At 67.5% G+C, this 14,671-nt stretch carries 14 protein-coding genes; 8 read left to right on the top strand and 6 right to left on the bottom strand.

Annotated features, from left to right (window positions below):
* The first annotated feature begins 2 nt into the window (after positions 1–2).
* The 4 genes from mftD to mftG all read left to right on the top strand — a co-directional run bounded on the left by mftD (position 3) and on the right by mftG (position 4,922).
* A complete protein-coding gene (gene mftD / locus G6N32_RS22755) occupies positions 3–1,196 on the top strand; it encodes a pre-mycofactocin synthase MftD (RefSeq protein WP_115321974.1) in 1,194 nt (397 codons plus the stop codon).
* A gap of 126 nt (positions 1,197–1,322) precedes the next feature.
* A complete protein-coding gene (gene mftE / locus G6N32_RS22750) occupies positions 1,323–2,066 on the top strand; it encodes a mycofactocin biosynthesis peptidyl-dipeptidase MftE (RefSeq protein WP_115321973.1) in 744 nt (247 codons plus the stop codon).
* Complete coding sequence (mftF, locus tag G6N32_RS22745; protein ID WP_115321972.1) at positions 2,063–3,475, top strand: mycofactocin biosynthesis glycosyltransferase MftF; 1,413 nt, start codon at positions 2,063–2,065, stop codon at positions 3,473–3,475. The genes mftE and mftF overlap by 4 nt, the downstream gene beginning before the upstream one ends.
* A gap of 4 nt (positions 3,476–3,479) precedes the next feature.
* Positions 3,480–4,922 carry a mycofactocin dehydrogenase MftG gene (gene mftG / locus G6N32_RS22740; protein WP_115322094.1) on the top strand — a complete coding sequence of 481 codons (1,443 nt, stop codon included), beginning with the start codon at positions 3,480–3,482 and terminating at the stop codon, positions 4,920–4,922.
* On the opposite strand, the gene G6N32_RS22735 is transcribed toward mftG, so the two are convergent.
* Positions 4,833–6,479, bottom strand: a complete 1,647-nt coding sequence (locus tag G6N32_RS22735; protein WP_115321971.1) for an MFS transporter — start codon at positions 6,477–6,479, stop codon at positions 4,833–4,835. The genes mftG and G6N32_RS22735 overlap by 90 nt on opposite strands.
* A gap of 93 nt (positions 6,480–6,572) precedes the next feature.
* Here G6N32_RS22735 and G6N32_RS22730 point away from each other — a divergent pair, with 93 nt between their 5' ends.
* On the top strand, positions 6,573–7,223 hold the full coding sequence (locus G6N32_RS22730) for a TetR/AcrR family transcriptional regulator (RefSeq protein WP_115321970.1): 651 nt from the start codon (positions 6,573–6,575) through the stop codon (positions 7,221–7,223).
* Here G6N32_RS22730 and G6N32_RS22725 read toward each other — a convergent pair.
* On the bottom strand, positions 7,189–8,439 hold the full coding sequence (locus G6N32_RS22725) for a cytochrome P450 (RefSeq protein ID WP_115321969.1): 1,251 nt from the start codon (positions 8,437–8,439) through the stop codon (positions 7,189–7,191). The genes G6N32_RS22730 and G6N32_RS22725 overlap by 35 nt on opposite strands.
* Positions 8,440–8,542: 103 nt before the next feature.
* Here G6N32_RS22725 and G6N32_RS22720 point away from each other — a divergent pair, with 103 nt between their 5' ends.
* Positions 8,543–10,201: a carboxylesterase/lipase family protein gene (locus tag G6N32_RS22720; RefSeq protein ID WP_115321968.1), complete on the top strand. Its 1,659-nt coding sequence runs from the start codon at positions 8,543–8,545 to the stop codon at positions 10,199–10,201.
* Here G6N32_RS22720 and G6N32_RS22715 read toward each other — a convergent pair.
* The 4 genes from G6N32_RS22715 to G6N32_RS22700 are packed head-to-tail and all read right to left on the bottom strand — an operon-like array spanning position 10,198 to position 13,121.
* On the bottom strand, positions 10,198–10,812 hold the full coding sequence (locus G6N32_RS22715) for a TetR family transcriptional regulator (RefSeq protein WP_115321967.1): 615 nt from the start codon (positions 10,810–10,812) through the stop codon (positions 10,198–10,200). The two genes, G6N32_RS22720 and G6N32_RS22715, sit on opposite strands and share 4 nt — an antisense overlap.
* Complete coding sequence (locus tag G6N32_RS22710) at positions 10,809–11,594, bottom strand: SDR family NAD(P)-dependent oxidoreductase (protein ID WP_115321966.1); 786 nt, start codon at positions 11,592–11,594, stop codon at positions 10,809–10,811. Before G6N32_RS22710 ends, G6N32_RS22715 begins: the two co-directional genes overlap by 4 nt.
* Positions 11,581–12,048 (bottom strand): VOC family protein, encoded by a 468-nt coding sequence (locus G6N32_RS22705; RefSeq protein WP_264028581.1) that lies wholly within the window; start codon positions 12,046–12,048, stop codon positions 11,581–11,583. Before G6N32_RS22705 ends, G6N32_RS22710 begins: the two co-directional genes overlap by 14 nt.
* A gap of 2 nt (positions 12,049–12,050) precedes the next feature.
* Complete coding sequence (locus G6N32_RS22700; protein ID WP_410432265.1) at positions 12,051–13,121, bottom strand: NAD(P)H-dependent amine dehydrogenase family protein; 1,071 nt, start codon at positions 13,119–13,121, stop codon at positions 12,051–12,053.
* Between the two features lie 108 nt (positions 13,122–13,229).
* Between G6N32_RS22700 and G6N32_RS22695 the strand changes: the two genes are divergently transcribed.
* Both G6N32_RS22695 and rpsJ read left to right on the top strand, forming a co-directional pair.
* Positions 13,230–13,913, top strand: coding sequence for a hypothetical protein (locus tag G6N32_RS22695; protein ID WP_115321965.1), 684 nt, complete (start codon positions 13,230–13,232; stop codon positions 13,911–13,913).
* A 445-nt stretch (positions 13,914–14,358) separates the two neighbouring features.
* Entirely contained in the window at positions 14,359–14,664 is a 306-nt protein-coding gene (gene rpsJ / locus G6N32_RS22690) for a 30S ribosomal protein S10 (protein ID WP_003883485.1), read from the top strand.
* The last annotated feature ends 7 nt before the right edge of the window (positions 14,665–14,671 follow it).

Genomic DNA, 14,671 nt, shown 5'->3' with positions numbered 1-14,671 from the left:
TCATGGCACGCGACACCTGGTTCGAAACCGTCGCCATCGCGCAGCAGCGCGCCCGCAAGCGCCTCCCGAAGTCGGCGTACGGCGCACTCATCGGTGGCAGTGAGAAGGGCCTCACGGTCAACGGCAACAACGAGGCCTTCAACGAGCTCGGCTTCGCCCCGCATGTCATCGGCGCTCTTGAGAAGCGGGATATGGCAACGACGGTGATGGGCCAAGAGGTTTCGGTGCCGGTGCTGATCTCACCGACCGGCGTGCAGGCCGTGCACCCCGACGGTGAGGTGGCCGTCGCCCGCGCCGCCGCAGCCCGCGGCACCGCGATGGGGCTGTCGTCGTTTGCCAGCAAGCCCATCGAAGAGGTCGTCGCGGCCAACCCGAAGACGTTCTTCCAGATCTACTGGCTGGGCGACCGGGACGCCATCGCCGCCCGCGCCGAGCGGGCCCGCGCCGCCGGGGCCGTCGGACTCATCGTGACCACCGACTGGAGCTTCAGCCACGGGCGCGACTGGGGCAGCCCCAAGATCCCGGAAAAAATGGACCTCAAGACCATGATCAAGATGAGTCCGGAGGTTCTGACCAAGCCGAGCTGGTTCTACCAGTGGGCCAAGACCATGCGCCCGCCGGCCCTGTCGGTGCCGAACCAGGCCGCCAGGGGCGAGGCCGGCCCGGCGTTCTTCGACGCCTACGGCCAGTGGATGGGCACGCCACCGCCGACGTGGGACGACATCGCCTGGCTGCGCGAGTTGTGGGGCGGACCGTTCATGCTCAAGGGCGTAATGCGGATCGATGACGCCAAACGTGCTGTGGATGCTGGCGTTTCGGCGATCTCGGTGTCCAACCACGGTGGCAACAACCTGGACGGCACGCCGGCATCGATCCGGGCGCTGCCTGCCATCGCCGCGGCCGTCGGTGACCAGGTCGAGGTGCTGCTCGATGGCGGTGTCCGTAGGGGCAGCGACGTCGTCAAGGCCCTCGCGCTGGGTGCCCGCGCGGTCATGATCGGCCGCGCCTACCTATGGGGTCTGGCGGCGAACGGGCAGGCGGGTGTGGAGAACGTCCTCGACATCCTCACCGGCGGCATCGACTCGGCCCTGCGGGGGCTGGGGAAGGCGTCGGTTCACGACCTGACGGCCGAGGACATCTTGGTCCCGGACGGCTTCGTCCGGGCGCTCGGAGTGCCCGGCGGCGGCGCGCACTGACCCCGCCATAAGCTAGCCTCTGGTGCTGGCGTGACTGACGGGACGACGGTGAACGCTCCTGGTGGGCGGTGCCGTCCCGATTGCGAAAGAAATCCGTCTTCTCCTCGAACAATTGGCGCATAGCAGGTGAATTCGGCCTACCATCGGCGCGTGGCTTTACGGAGCGAGCTGGGCAACTCGACATCGAGTCAGCTTCGCGATACCTCGCCCACGATCTTGATCCCGGTCGGTTCGACCGAGCAGCACGGCCCGCACCTGCCGCTGGACACCGACACCCGCATCGCCACCGCGGTGGCCCGGGCTGTCACCGCAGACCTCGACGGGTCGGATCATGATCAGTATCTGCTCGCGCCCGCGATCGCCTACGGCGCGTCCGGCGAGCACGAGGGGTTTGCCGGGACGGTGTCGATCGGCACCGCGGCGCTGACCACCGTACTGGTCGAGTACGGCCGTTCAGCGTGTGGCTGGGCGCGCCGGGTGGTCTTCGTCAACGGTCACGGCGGCAACCTGGAAGCCATGCGCTCCGCGGTGCGCCTGCTGCGCACCGAGGGCCGCGATGCCGCCTGGTGCCCGTGCATCGCCGAGGGCGGCGATGCCCACGCCGGCCATACGGAAACGTCTGTATTGCTACATATTTCACCGGCGGACGTGCACACCGACGCCTGGTGTAGCGGGAACAGGGCTCCACTGGCTACCCTTTTGCCGCAGATGCGTCTCGGGGGGGTGGCCGCGGTGAGTGAGGTGGGCGTGCTGGGTGACCCGACGACGGCGACTCCGGTCGAGGGTGAGCGCATCTTCGCGCAGATGGTCGCCGATTGTTCACGACGTATCGGCCGGTGGCGCCCGGCCGACGACGGGCTGCTGATATGACCCAGCCGCGGTTGCCCGACGGCTTCGCGGTTCAGGTCGATCGTCGGGTGCGCACACTCGCCGAGGGCTCGGCCCTGCTCGGCGGTTCACCGACCCGGCTGCTGCGCCTGGCGCCGGCAGCTCAGACCTTGCTGGACGGCGGCCGCCTCGAGGTGCGCGACGCGGTGAGCGCCCAGTTGGCCCGCACCCTGCTCGACGCCACCGTCGCCCATCCCCGCCCGGCGGGGGGTCCGTCGCACCGCGACGTCACCGTGGTTATCCCCGTGCGCAACAACCCCTTTGGGCTCTATCGGCTGATCATGTCGTTGCGCGGTATGCGCGTGGTGGTCGTCGACGACGGGTCCGAGATGCCGATTCAGCCCGACGATTTCGCCGGCGCCCGCTGTGATGTCGAGGTGGTGCGTCACGCGCGCAGCAAAGGACCGGCTGCTGCCCGCAATACCGGGCTTGCCTCTTGCGCAACAGATTTCGTAGCCTTCCTGGACTCCGATGTCGTTCCGCGGCGCGGCTGGCTCGAGGCGCTGCTTGGTCATTTCTGCGATCCCGCGGTGGCGCTGGTGGCCCCGCGCATCGTCGGGCTCGGACACAGCGATCAGCTGGTCGCCCGGTACGAGGCGGTGCGGTCGTCGCTGGATCTCGGTGAGCGCGAGGCTCCGGTGATGCCGTACGGCCGGGTGTCCTACGTGCCGAGCGCGGCGATCATCTGCCGGCGTTCGGCGCTGCTCGAGGTCGGGGGTTTCGACGAGACCCTGCCCTCGGGTGAGGATGTCGATCTGTGCTGGCGGTTGATCGAGTCCGGTTCTCGGCTGCGCTACGAACCGATTGCGCTGGTCGCCCATGAGCACCGCACCCAGATGCGAGAGTGGCTGGGTCGCAAAGCTTTCTATGGCAGCTCGGCCGCGCCGCTGTCAATTCGGCACCCGGACAAGATGGCCCCGGTGGTGATCTCGGCGTGGAGCCTGCTGGTGTGGCTGCTGATGGCTCTGGGCTCGGTGGGCGGCTATCTGGCCTCGCTGGTGTTCGCCGGGGTGACCACCCGGCGCACGGCGAAGGCCATGCAGAACACCGACGCGGGAATATCCGAGGTGGTGGTCCTGGCTCTGCGCGGTATCGGCGCGGCCGCCCTGCAGCTGTCGGCGGCGGTATGCCGGCATTACTGGCCGCTGGCGTTGGTGGCGGCCCTGCTCTCCCGGCGGTGCCGGCAGGCGATCCTGGTGGCAGCGGTGCTCGACGGTGTGCAGGACTGGATCACCCGCAACCGCAGCACGGACGTCGAGGGTAAGCCGATCGGCCTGTTCGCCTACCTGTTGCTCAAGCGCCTCGACGATCTGGCGTACGGCGCCGGGTTGTGGACGGGTGTCGTCCGCGAGCGCACGTTGCGGCCGCTGAAGCCGCAGATCAAAACCTGACTTGGTGGCCGACCACAGCACCCGCAGCGACGTCCTGATCGTCGGTGCCGGAAGCGCCGGATCCGTGTTGGCCGAACGCCTCTCGGCAGACGTGGGGTGCCTGGTCACGGTCGTCGAAACCGGGCTCGGTCCCGACGAGCCGGGTGTCCGAGCCCTCACCCGCAACGGCCTGCAACTGCCCATCGGCGCCGCGAGCCCGCTGGCCCAGCGCTATCGGACCCGCCTGACCGACGATCCGCCCCGCGACGCCGACGTCGTCCGCGGTGTGACGGTGGGCGGCTCCGGTGCGGTCAATGGCGGCTATTTCTGCCGGGCATTGCCGGTCGACTTCGACGGGCCTGCCGTGCCGGGCTGGTCATGGAACGAGGTGAGACCGCACTACCGCGCCATCCAGACCGATCTGGACTTCCCCGACCGCGCTGACGGTGGTCCCATCGCCATCCGGCGCACCAACGAACTCGTCGGCAGTACAGCCGCTTTCGTCGATGCGGCCCAGGCCGCCGGATTGCGCTGGCTACCTGACCTCAACGCCGAGCCCACCGGGGACAATGCGCCACCCGGCATCGGGGCGGTGCCGCTGAACATCGTCGACGGTGTACGCAGCGGCCCCGGCGCGGCATTCCTGGAACCGGCTGCCGCCCGCCCCAATCTGACCGTGCTGCCGCGTACCCGCGCCCTGCGTGTCCGGCTCTCCGGCGGTCGCGCGGTCGGCGTCGAGGTCGTCGGCCCGAACGGGCCGGCTGTGTTGGAGGCCGACCGGGTGGTGCTCTCGGCGGGCGCCATCTCCTCGGCGCACCTGCTCATGCTCTCGGGCATCGGACCCGCCGCGACCCTGCGCCGGCTCGGTATCGCGGTGGCGGCCGACCTGCCGGTGGGGCAACGAACCTGGGACCACCCGGAGTGGGTGCTGCCGACAACCTGGACCGTCGCGCCCCAGCGTCCGGTGCTCGAAGTGGTGCTGGTCATCGACGGCCTCGAGATTCGGCCGTACACCGGTGGTTTCATCGCCATGGTCGGCGACGGCACCGCCGGCCGCCCGGATTGGCCCCATCTCGGTGTGGCGCTGATGAGTCCCCGGTCCACTGGGCACGTCTCGCTGCAGTCCGCCGACCCGATGCTCACCCCGTTGATCGAGCACCACTACGACAGCGCGGGCGAGGATACCGCCGCGTTGCGGCGCGGCTGCGACTATGCCGCTGAGATACTGGGAACCACAACACAACTCGGGGAACCGATGTGGTCGACTTCCCAGCATCTCTGCGGCACGGCCCCGATGGGGCTCGACACCGACGAGCATGCCGTCGTCGATCCGCGGTGCCGGGTGCGGGGGATCGACAATCTCTGGGTGGTGGACGGTTCAGTCCTGCCGCGTATCACCAGCCGCGGCCCCCACGCGACGATCGCGATGATCGGGCACCGCGCCGCTGACTTCGTCTCGTCCGGTTAACCGTCGGACGAGCCGCAGTTGGCGGCCGTCCCGGCCGGGGGCCCACAACCCGATCAGCACGGCGGCGACCCCGACGAGAATCGCGAGCACCACGATCGAGCTCTGCATTGCGTGCAGGAAGGCCGACTTGCTGATGTCGGCCAACTGGGCGCCGGCGGGCCCGAGCCGGGTGGACACCGCCAGCGCTTCGGCCAGTGAACCACCGGCGGCCTGTCGCACGGGCGGCGGGAACGCCGACAGTTGTTCGCCGAGGCGGTGAGTGTATTGACCGGCCAGCACCGAGCCCGCCAAGGCGATACCCAGCGCGGCGCCGACTTCACGGACGGCGTCGTTGACCGCCGACGCCACGCCCTGCTTGTCGTCGGGTGCGGCGTTCATGATCGCCGATGTGGTCGGGGCGGTGCACAGCCCGACCCCGGTGGCCAGTACCAGCAGCGGCCAGGCCAGGCCGAGGTAGGACGAGTCGATCCGCAGGGTCAACAGACAGACGAATCCGGCTGTCAGGAAGAGCAATCCGGTGAAGACGACCATCCGTAGACCCAGCCGCGGCAGGTACCACGACGACGTCACCGACAGCACGCCCAGCGGGAGTATCAGCGGGGTCAGTGCCATTGCGGTTTGCAATGCCGAGTAGCCCAAAATCAGCTGCGTGTACTGCATGGCGAGAAACATGAACCCGAAGTTGGCCAGGAACAACACCGCGATCGCGGCCGCACCGGTCGCGAAATCGGCTCGCCGGAAAAGGGATACATCGAGCAGCGGATGTAGTCGGTGGGCTTCCAATACGCCGAATGCCGCGGTAAGCGCCAGCCCCGCGGCGAGGCAGCAGATCACCAGCGGATCCGACCAGCCGCGTTGGGGCGCCTCGACGATGCCGAACACCAGTATTGCGACGGCACCTGCGATCAGTAGCGCGCCGGGCCAGTCGAGCGGGGGAGTCGCAATGTCGCGGGAATCGCTGACCGTCCAGGTCAGCGCGAACAACAGCACGCCTGCGCCTGCCAACGCCCAGAAGATCGACTGCCACGGCCAAAATCGCAGCAACACACCGGAACCCAACATGCCAAGCACGGCGCCGCTGCCGGCCACCGCGGCCCAGATGCCCACCGCCTTGGTGCGTTCCGACTTCGGATAGACCACGGTGAGAAGGGACAGCGTGGCCGGCATGACGAACGCAGCTCCCGCTCCGGCCACCGCCCGAGCCGCGATGATCTGAATCGGTGAGTCGAAGAAGATCGGCGCCAGCGATGCCAACGTGAAAATAGCCAGACCGATCAATAGAGCGCCGCGGCGGCCGTAGCGATCACCGATGGCTCCGGCCGGCAGCAGCAGGCAGGCCAGTACCAGGGTGTAGCTGTCGACAACCCAGGTCAGCTGGGACTGGTTGGCCGAGGTCGACACGGCGATGTCGCCCAGCGCGGTGTTGAGGGCGATCATCGAGGAGATCACCAGCGCCACGCCCAGGCAGGCGACGGTCAATGTCCACGTTCGCTGCAGAGTCGAGACGTCCCGGAGTCGGCTATCGGTACCCTTGTCGGGCCGGATCGAGGTGTCCACGCAGGGCCTTCCTTCGGTCGCAGGTCCAACTGTGAGACTATCCGTCTCAAAAATATTCAAACGTGCTGATCGGCACCGGGGAGGTTTCAACTCATGGCAAGCCGACGCAGTGACCCCAGACCTGCGCGTTCACGCGCGCGGTTACTGGACGCCGCAACGGCATTGCTGCGCACGGGCGGCCCCAGCGCGGTCACCGTCGACGCCGTCACCCGCGGCGCGAACGTCGCGAGGGCGACCCTGTACCGGCATTTCCCGAGCGGAAACGACCTGCTGGCCGCCGCGTTCCACAGTCTTATTCCGCCGGCCCCGATGCCGCCGGAGACCGGGACGCTGCGGGAGCGCCTACTGGCGCTGCTGCAGGCGCAGGCCGACCTCATCTCGGAGACCCCGGCGCTGTTGTCAGCGACCTACTGGCTGGCGTTGGGCCCGGACATGGAGCACCTGCCCGGCAAGACCGGGGACGCGGACAGCCCGGAGGTCCGCACCCTGCGGGAGCGGGTCGCCCAGCAGTACGGCGCACCGTTCGACGCGATCTTCGACAGCCCGGACGCCCGGCGCGAGCTGGGCGAGGTCGACCGCGCGCAGGCCATCATGCTGTTGATCGGCCCGCTGGTTGCAGGCCGGATCAGTACGCTCGCCGACTTCGACTACCGCGAGTGTGCCCGCGCCGCGGTGGACGGCTTTCTGGCCGTCCACCGGATCAGTGAGATCACTTCAGCGAGTAGCGAATCGGCAGGCGTTTGAGGCCGCCGACGAAGGTGGTGGCCATGAGTTCGGGTTCGCCGGCGAGTTCGATGGAGCTGATGCGGGGGACGAGTTCGGTGAAGAAGCTGTTCATCTCCATGCGGGCCAGGGCTGCGCCCAGGCAGAAGTGCACGCCGTAGCCGAACGACAGGTGCTTGTTGGGGTCGCGGCCGACGTCGAAGCGCATCGGGTCGGCGAAGACCTCTTCGTCGCGGTTGGCCGAGACGTAGGACAGCAGTACGGATTCGCCCTTGGCGATGGGGACGCCGCGGACCTCGGTGTCGGCTTGGGCGGTGCGCATGAATTCCTTGACCGGCACGATGCAGCGGATCATCTCCTCGACCGCGGTGCCCATCAGGGAGGGATCGTTCTGCAGACGCTGTAGCTCACCCGGGTTGCGGATGAGTTCGAGGAGTCCGCCGGCGATTCCGGCGCTGGTGGTGTCGTGGCCGGCGCTGGCGACGATGACGTAGTAGGAGGCGGTGTCCATGTCGGACAACGGTTCTCCGTTGATCGTGGCGTTCGCGATCGCCGAGCTCAGGTCCTCGGTGGGGTTTTCGCGCCGGGAAGCGGTCAGCGCGTTGAAGTAGTTGAAGAAGTCCAGCAGCACCGCGAGCATGTCGTCGGTCTTGCCGCCGCGCTGGAACTCTTCGTCGTCTCCGCCGAACATCTCCTGGGTGAGCTTGAGCATCCGCGGGAAGTCGGACTCCGGAAGGCCCAGCAGCGACAGAATGATGTAGAGCGGAAAGTTGACCGCGATCTCCTGCACGAAGTCGAGTTCGGGTCCCTGCTCGAGCATCTTGTCGACGTAGATCTTGGCCAGCTCATCGCAGCGGGTCTTCAACGCGCGCATGGCTTTCGGGCGGAACCAATCGGCACCGATCTTGCGCATGTCGCGGTGCAGCGGGTCGTCCATATGGATCAGCGTGCGCAGGCCGATCCCTGCTTCCATCTGCGCACGCAGCACATCGTCGGCTTCGGCGATCGCCAGCAGTGGTCGCGGATCGTTGGTGAACAGGTCGTTCTGCCGCTCGATGTCCATGATGTCGGCGTGCTTGGTGATCGCCCAGAACGGGCGGTAGCCCTCTGCTTCGACCCACGAGACGGGGGCATGCGCACGCAGGTGAGCAAGCGATTCGTGCATCCGCTTCTCATCGGTGTAGCCCAGCGGACTGGCCAGAACCCGGGCCGCCTTGTCCATGATCCGTGGGGTCATCGGGTCTCCTCGCTCACTCATACCAGAAACTTGACGGGTGTCAGGTTCCTAGTTTGGCGCGAATTCTGCCAGGTCGCAGGCAAATCGCGGGAATTGCCAGGTCATGGCTCGGGCGGTCGGCCGCGTAGGCTCGATTCTCGTGCCACACCAATCGAGGAGCCGACGACTGCGGCGCGCGACGGTGCTGCTCATCGCCCTGGCCGTAGCCGCATGCGCGCGGAACAGCGGTGAGCCGCAACCTCAGGGTGCCGCGGCAGCCGAGCCGGAGTCGGCGGTGGTGCAGACCGCGGCCGGTGCGCTGCGCGGCGTGGTGGCCCCCGGCTATCGGGTCTTCAACGGCATTCCCTACGCGGCGGCACCGGTCGGGCCACTTCGCTGGCAACCGCCGCAGCCGGCGGCACCCTGGCCCGGTGAGCGCGATGCCACCAAACCGGGTGTGCGGTGCATCCAGGACACCACCTACGACCCCGACTACGGGCGTCCCACAGGTGAGGACTGCCTGAACCTCAACGTCTGGACTCCTGACGGGGCGAGCCGCTCTCACAAGAAGCCGGTGATGGTGTGGATTCACGGTGGCGGTTTCCTCAACGGCAGTGCCGACATCTACGACGCGCGGTGGATGGCCACCCAGGGCGACATCGTCGTCGTCACCGTCAACTACCGGCTCGGAACCCTGGGGTTCCTGGCGGATCCCGCGTTGAGTCAGAACGGCGACGTCGGCAATTACGGCCTCGCCGATCAACAGGCGGCGCTGCGGTGGGTTCGTGACAACGTCGCCGAATTCGGCGGCGACCCAACCCAAGTCACGATCGCCGGAGAATCTGCTGGTGCGATGTCGGTGTGCGACCACCTGGTCGCGCCCGAGTCGGCCGGCTTGTTCCGCGCAGCGATCCTGCAGAGCGGGCCGTGCCAGGCGCAGGCGGACCGGCCTACCGCCCAACAGGTCAGTGCCGAATACGCGGCCGCGGCGGGGTGCACCGATGCAGCCGCGGTGGCGGGGTGCCTGCGAAGGCTGCCCACCGAGGCCCTGCGACGCGCTCCGCTCTATGTCGGGTTCGGCCCCGACAAGCTGACCGGGCCGGTCACCGGTACCGACCGGTTACCGGCTGACCCGATGACCGCGATCGCGTCGGGCCGGGTGACTCGGATGCCGGTGCTTGTCGGCAGCAACGGTGACGAGTTCGCGATGTTCGCCGCAATCCAGTACCTCAAGGAGCGGCAGTTGCCGCCCTATCCGCAGTTGATGGCGAAAACGTTCGGCGGGGACGCCGCTGCGGTCGCCGACCGTTATCCGCTGGATCGGTACGGCGGCAGCGTGGGCCTGGCGTACTCCGCGGCGGTGACGGACAGCGTATTCGCTTGTCCCGCAGACCGAATCGCGTCTGGTCTGGCGCGCACCGGACCGGTGTACGCCTACGAGTTCAACGACCGCACGGCGCCGGCCCCCGACCCGCTGCGTGCGGCGCCGTTCCCGGTGGGGGCCAGCCACTCGCTGGAGTTGCGGTATCTGTTCGACGTCGGCGGCGCTCCGCCGCTGGACCCGGCGCAACGTGTGTTGTCCGACCAGATGGTGGCCTACTGGAGCCAGTTCGTGAAGACCGGCTCTCCCGAGGTGACGGGGTTGCCGCAGTGGCCGGAGTTCGGCGCCGACGAAGCCACCGGCAAGCGACTGTCGCTGCAGACCGGCGAGTTGACGGTCACCACCGACTTCAGTGCGCGGCACCAGTGCCCGTTCTGGACGAGCCGCAGCGGGGCGCGCTAGCTGCTCCAGCGCGGGTGGGCCACCACAGCCAGCGCGTCGGCGACATCGGCCGCCAGTGGCCTGCGCCGGTCTCCGCGATTCCTTACCCACTGTTGAAAGGCGAAATCGGCTGCTGCAAAGGACAGTTGGACCAGCAGCCCGGGGCGCCAATCCTCGGTCGGGTCGGCGTCCATACGCGCAGCCACGAGCTGGATCATTTGTTCGCGATCCGCGGTGGACAGCAGAGTCGCCCGGTCGAGCAACTCGGGTGCGGTCAGGATCGCCGCCCGCCAGTTCTCCAGATCGACATCCTCGAAGGATCCGACCCGGCTGACGATCGCGGCGGCCAGTGCGACGTCGGGGGCTTCGTCGTGCGGACGACGCACCAACAGCGATGCGATGGCAGCGTTCCCGCGCTGTACGGCCCCGAGCAGCAGATCCTCCTTGGTCGCCACGTGGCGGAAGAACGTTCGCGGTGACACCGACGCTTCGGCGGCGATGTCCTCGGTGGTGACGTTGCCGAATCCCCGTGCGGCGAAAAGCCGATAGGCCGCGGCGTGGATATCGGCCCGCACCTGCGCCCGCTGCCGGTCCCGTAGGGTCGGCGGCCGCTCTGCGGGCGGACTGCTCACCGGTAGGTTCCCATCCCGCCGTCGACGTTGATGGTCTGGGCGGTCATGTACGAGGCGTCACGGCTGATCAGGAAGGCGACCACCGCGCCGATGTCGGCGTGGGTGTCGCCGATCCGGCGCAGTGGAACACCTTTGACGATCTTGTTGTAGATGTCGGGGAAGGCGTCGCTCCATCCCGCGACGCCGTCGGAGTTCGCGAACGGGCACACCACGTTGACCCGGATGTTGTCGACACCCCATTCCAGCGCAGCGACTTTCGACATACCGCGAATCGCTTCCTTGGCGCCGGCATAGGCCCCGAACGACTTCTGGCCACCGGTCCCGCTGCCGGAGCCGAAGTTCACGATGGACCCGCCGCCGGCGGCTTTCAGTACCGGGTAGGCGGCCTGCATGAGGAAGAAGGTGGCCCGTGGGCCGATGTTGAAGACGAGATCGTAGTCGGCCATCGTGATGTCGGTGAAGGGCTTGGGTTCATCGGTGGCAATCGCGTTGTTGATCAAAGCGTCGATCCCACCGAATGATTCGACCGCGACGTCGACGATGTGCTGATAGCTGGAGTGGTCGCACAAGTCGGCGACCAGAGGCACGGCGTGCTGGTCATCGCGCAGGGCCCCCGCGACGCCGATCACGCCCGGGTCGCGGTCCACCATCAAGACCGAGGCGCCGCGTTCCAGGAGCGCCGCGCTGATTCCCCGGCCGACTCCGCGCGCCGCTCCGGTGACGATCACCCGGTGACCGCTCAGCGATTCCGGATGCCAATAGGTCGCCTCAGCGGACACCACGATGTAACTCCTCCGATGTGCGTGCAGTACCTGGGAACTCGATGAACTCCACCGCGGTTCCGTCGGGATCCTTGACGAAGAACATCCGCACTCCCGCGATGTCGAACGGAGCCTGGTCCGGCGCGAACCCCGCCGCCTGGACCTGCCGGTAGGTGTCGTCGAGGTCGGTGACCGACAGCGAGATGTTCTGGTTGCCGACGAATGACCGCTTCGCCGGACGGCTGCCTGTACCCAGCGACAGCAACTCGATCATCACTCCGCCGATCAGACCGCCCACCACCCGGCCCTGGTTCCCGTCGCCGGCGCCGAGTGCATGGTCGAATTGGTCCCCGGCCATGGTCTGGTCGAAGACCACGTCCATGCCCAGCAGCCCCCGGTAGAACCCCAGCGCCCGGTCCATGTCGGTGACGCCGACCACCAGATGCGAAAACCGAAGGTCCCGAAGGCTTTCCACGATCACTTGGCCAGGTGTGGCGCGGCCCGGCCGGCGATCAGCGGCAGGTCGAGATACGTCTTGATCCCGGGTGCGGCCTCACAGACATAGGGGATGGCGCTGATGCAGTGGTTGGCGGTGGCCACGACACCCGGGTTGCGCTTGAGCCCCTCCTCGACGGTTTCCGGTTGCAGCCCTTTGAAAGTCAGTGACACATCGCAGTCACCGGTGACCTCCACCTCGAAGCGTTCGCCCTTCTCGCCCAAGGTCCACGGCGGATCGAGTTCCACGTCACACATCAGCCAGTTCACCGCGGCCGTGACGACCGGCTCGTCGTCGACGATGGCCTGCCACTTGAAGCGGCGAGCGGCCACCGTGCCCGCCTCCATCGGAACCACCAGCTCGTCGGTTCCGTGGACCGCGACGGCGACCTCCTGTGTGGAGCGGATGCGGGGATCGGACCGAAAACCCAACTGATCGGCGACCATGCGCACCGATTGTTTGAAGCCGGCTTCCAGCAGCGCGGCAATGGGTCCACTCATCGCCTGTTCCGGCGTCAGACCGAAGCCCATCACCTCCCGCACCACCAACGGTGCGTTGTAGGTGCGGATGTCGGAGAATTCCTCGGCCCGGACATGGGTGATCGCGGCGGTGAGTGCGGAGATCATCAGCGGGAACCGCTCGGTGATGCCGCCGGGATGGATACCGGAGCCGTGCAACGTGGCGTTGCCTGCCGCGCACGCCTCCTCGAGGGCCTGCACCGCGGGATTCTCCCGGTCCGGGTAGACCCAGCCCACCGGGGTCACCACGTTCTTGCCGGAGCGCAGGATTCGCGCGACCACCGAATCGTCGGGCAGCAAGGGGGAGTACATGACGCAGTCGGCGTCCAGCGCGAGCAGCTCGTCGATGTCGGTCGTGGCGGCGACCCCGATGGGGGCTTCGCCGATCACCTCGCCGACGTCGCGGCCGTTCTTGTCGGAGCTGTGAACCCAGCATCCGACGAGGTCGAGTTCGGGGTGACGCAGCACGCCCTGGATTGCCGCCTTACCCACCCCACCGGTTGCCCACTGAATCACGCGATACATGAGCGGCATCGTATGCCGATATGGCAGTGACTGTCACCTATTTCAGTGCAGAAACCGGCCGACGGCCCGCCGGTCAGACGTATCGTCCGGCAAGGGACACAGCTATCGGGGGCGACGATGGACAACTCACGTTTGGATCGCACCGGCGGCAGCGCCGGTATCGCATTTGTCATCGCGACCGTGGTGGCCGCGATGCTGACGGGTAAGCCCCCCGGGCCCGAGGCCAGTAACCAGGCAGTCCAACGGTTCTTCGTCGACCACCACAGTCAGGTGGTGCTGCAGGGGTGGTTGTACGCGCTGGCGACGGGGTTGGTGATCTGGTTCGCGGTCGCGGTCCGCCGTCTGCTTCACACCGCAGCCGTCGGTCGTCATCTCGGCGATCTGTTCTTCGTCGGCACGGTGGCTGTCGCCGCGTTGTCCTTCGTCTCGATGTCGATCCGGATCGTCGCGGCGGGGGCGGCACATGAGCTGTCGGCCTCCGCGGTGCGCGCGGTGGGAGCCGATTTCAGTCTGGTGTTGTTGGCGCTCTGCGGCTTCATCGTTGCTCTCGCCGCGACCGGCTATGCGGGCTGCGTGTTCTCGCAAGCCGTGTTGCCGCGGTGGACCGGGTGGCTGGCGGTCATCGCTGCGGTGGTCAATCTGGTGGGGACGTTCAGCGTGTTCCTCGACGACGGCCCGTTCTCCATCGAAGGCGGGTGGGGAACGCTGCTGCCCGTCGCCGCCACCGGAGTGTGGTACCTCGGAACCTCGGTCAGCTTGTATCGGGCCCACCCGACTGCCACCCCGGCCCCGGCCGGGTAACGGCGTGCGGCAAGAATTGGTCGGTTCGCCGCTGCGATCCGGCTCGGCTGGAGGTGTCACCCGACACGGCCAAACCGACCCGCTACCAGGGTTCGGGCGGATTTAGCTGGGGCTCTGGCCGAATTTGGCTGGTGCCGCGATCTAGGGCATACTGTTCGGGTTGCCTTGAGCCGGGTTCGCCTCCCCTGCGGGAGCGTGCCGCCCAAGGTGTACGACCGGCGCCCGAACGGGCGCGTCCGGTCCCCATCTCGGAGTGCGGAAGATTTCGACCGTGCGTTCGGGACTGCGTGAGGGCGACACACCCGACCGCGGGGGCCGGAGCACCAGAGACAGGTAAAGAGCGGCGGCGATAGCCAGCGCTGTGACTCCGGCGAGAGCCGGCGGGAACGGCGCATGACCACCGTGTCCCTCCATGGGACCAAGCAGGAGTGAAGGTAGGAGAAGCGTGGCGGGACAAAAGATCCGCATCAGGCTCAAGGCCTACGACCACGAGGCCATTGATGCCTCGGCGCGCAAGATCGTGGAGACGGTCACCCGTACCGGTGCGAGCGTGGTTGGTCCGGTGCCGCTGCCGACGGAAAAGAATGTGTATTGCGTCATCCGCTCCCCGCATAAGTACAAGGACTCGCGGGAGCACTTCGAGATGCGCACGCACAAGCGACTCATCGACATCCTCGACCCGACGCCGAAGACCGTTGACGCTCTCATGCGCATCGATCTGCCGGCCAGCGTCGACGTGAACATCCAGTAGTAGGGGA

Source organism: Mycolicibacterium aichiense, from assembly GCF_010726245.1.
Lineage (GTDB): Bacteria > Actinomycetota > Actinomycetes > Mycobacteriales > Mycobacteriaceae > Mycobacterium > Mycobacterium aichiense.
Note: the sequence above shows the minus strand (reverse complement) of the source record. Positions and strands in the feature narration are given on the sequence as shown.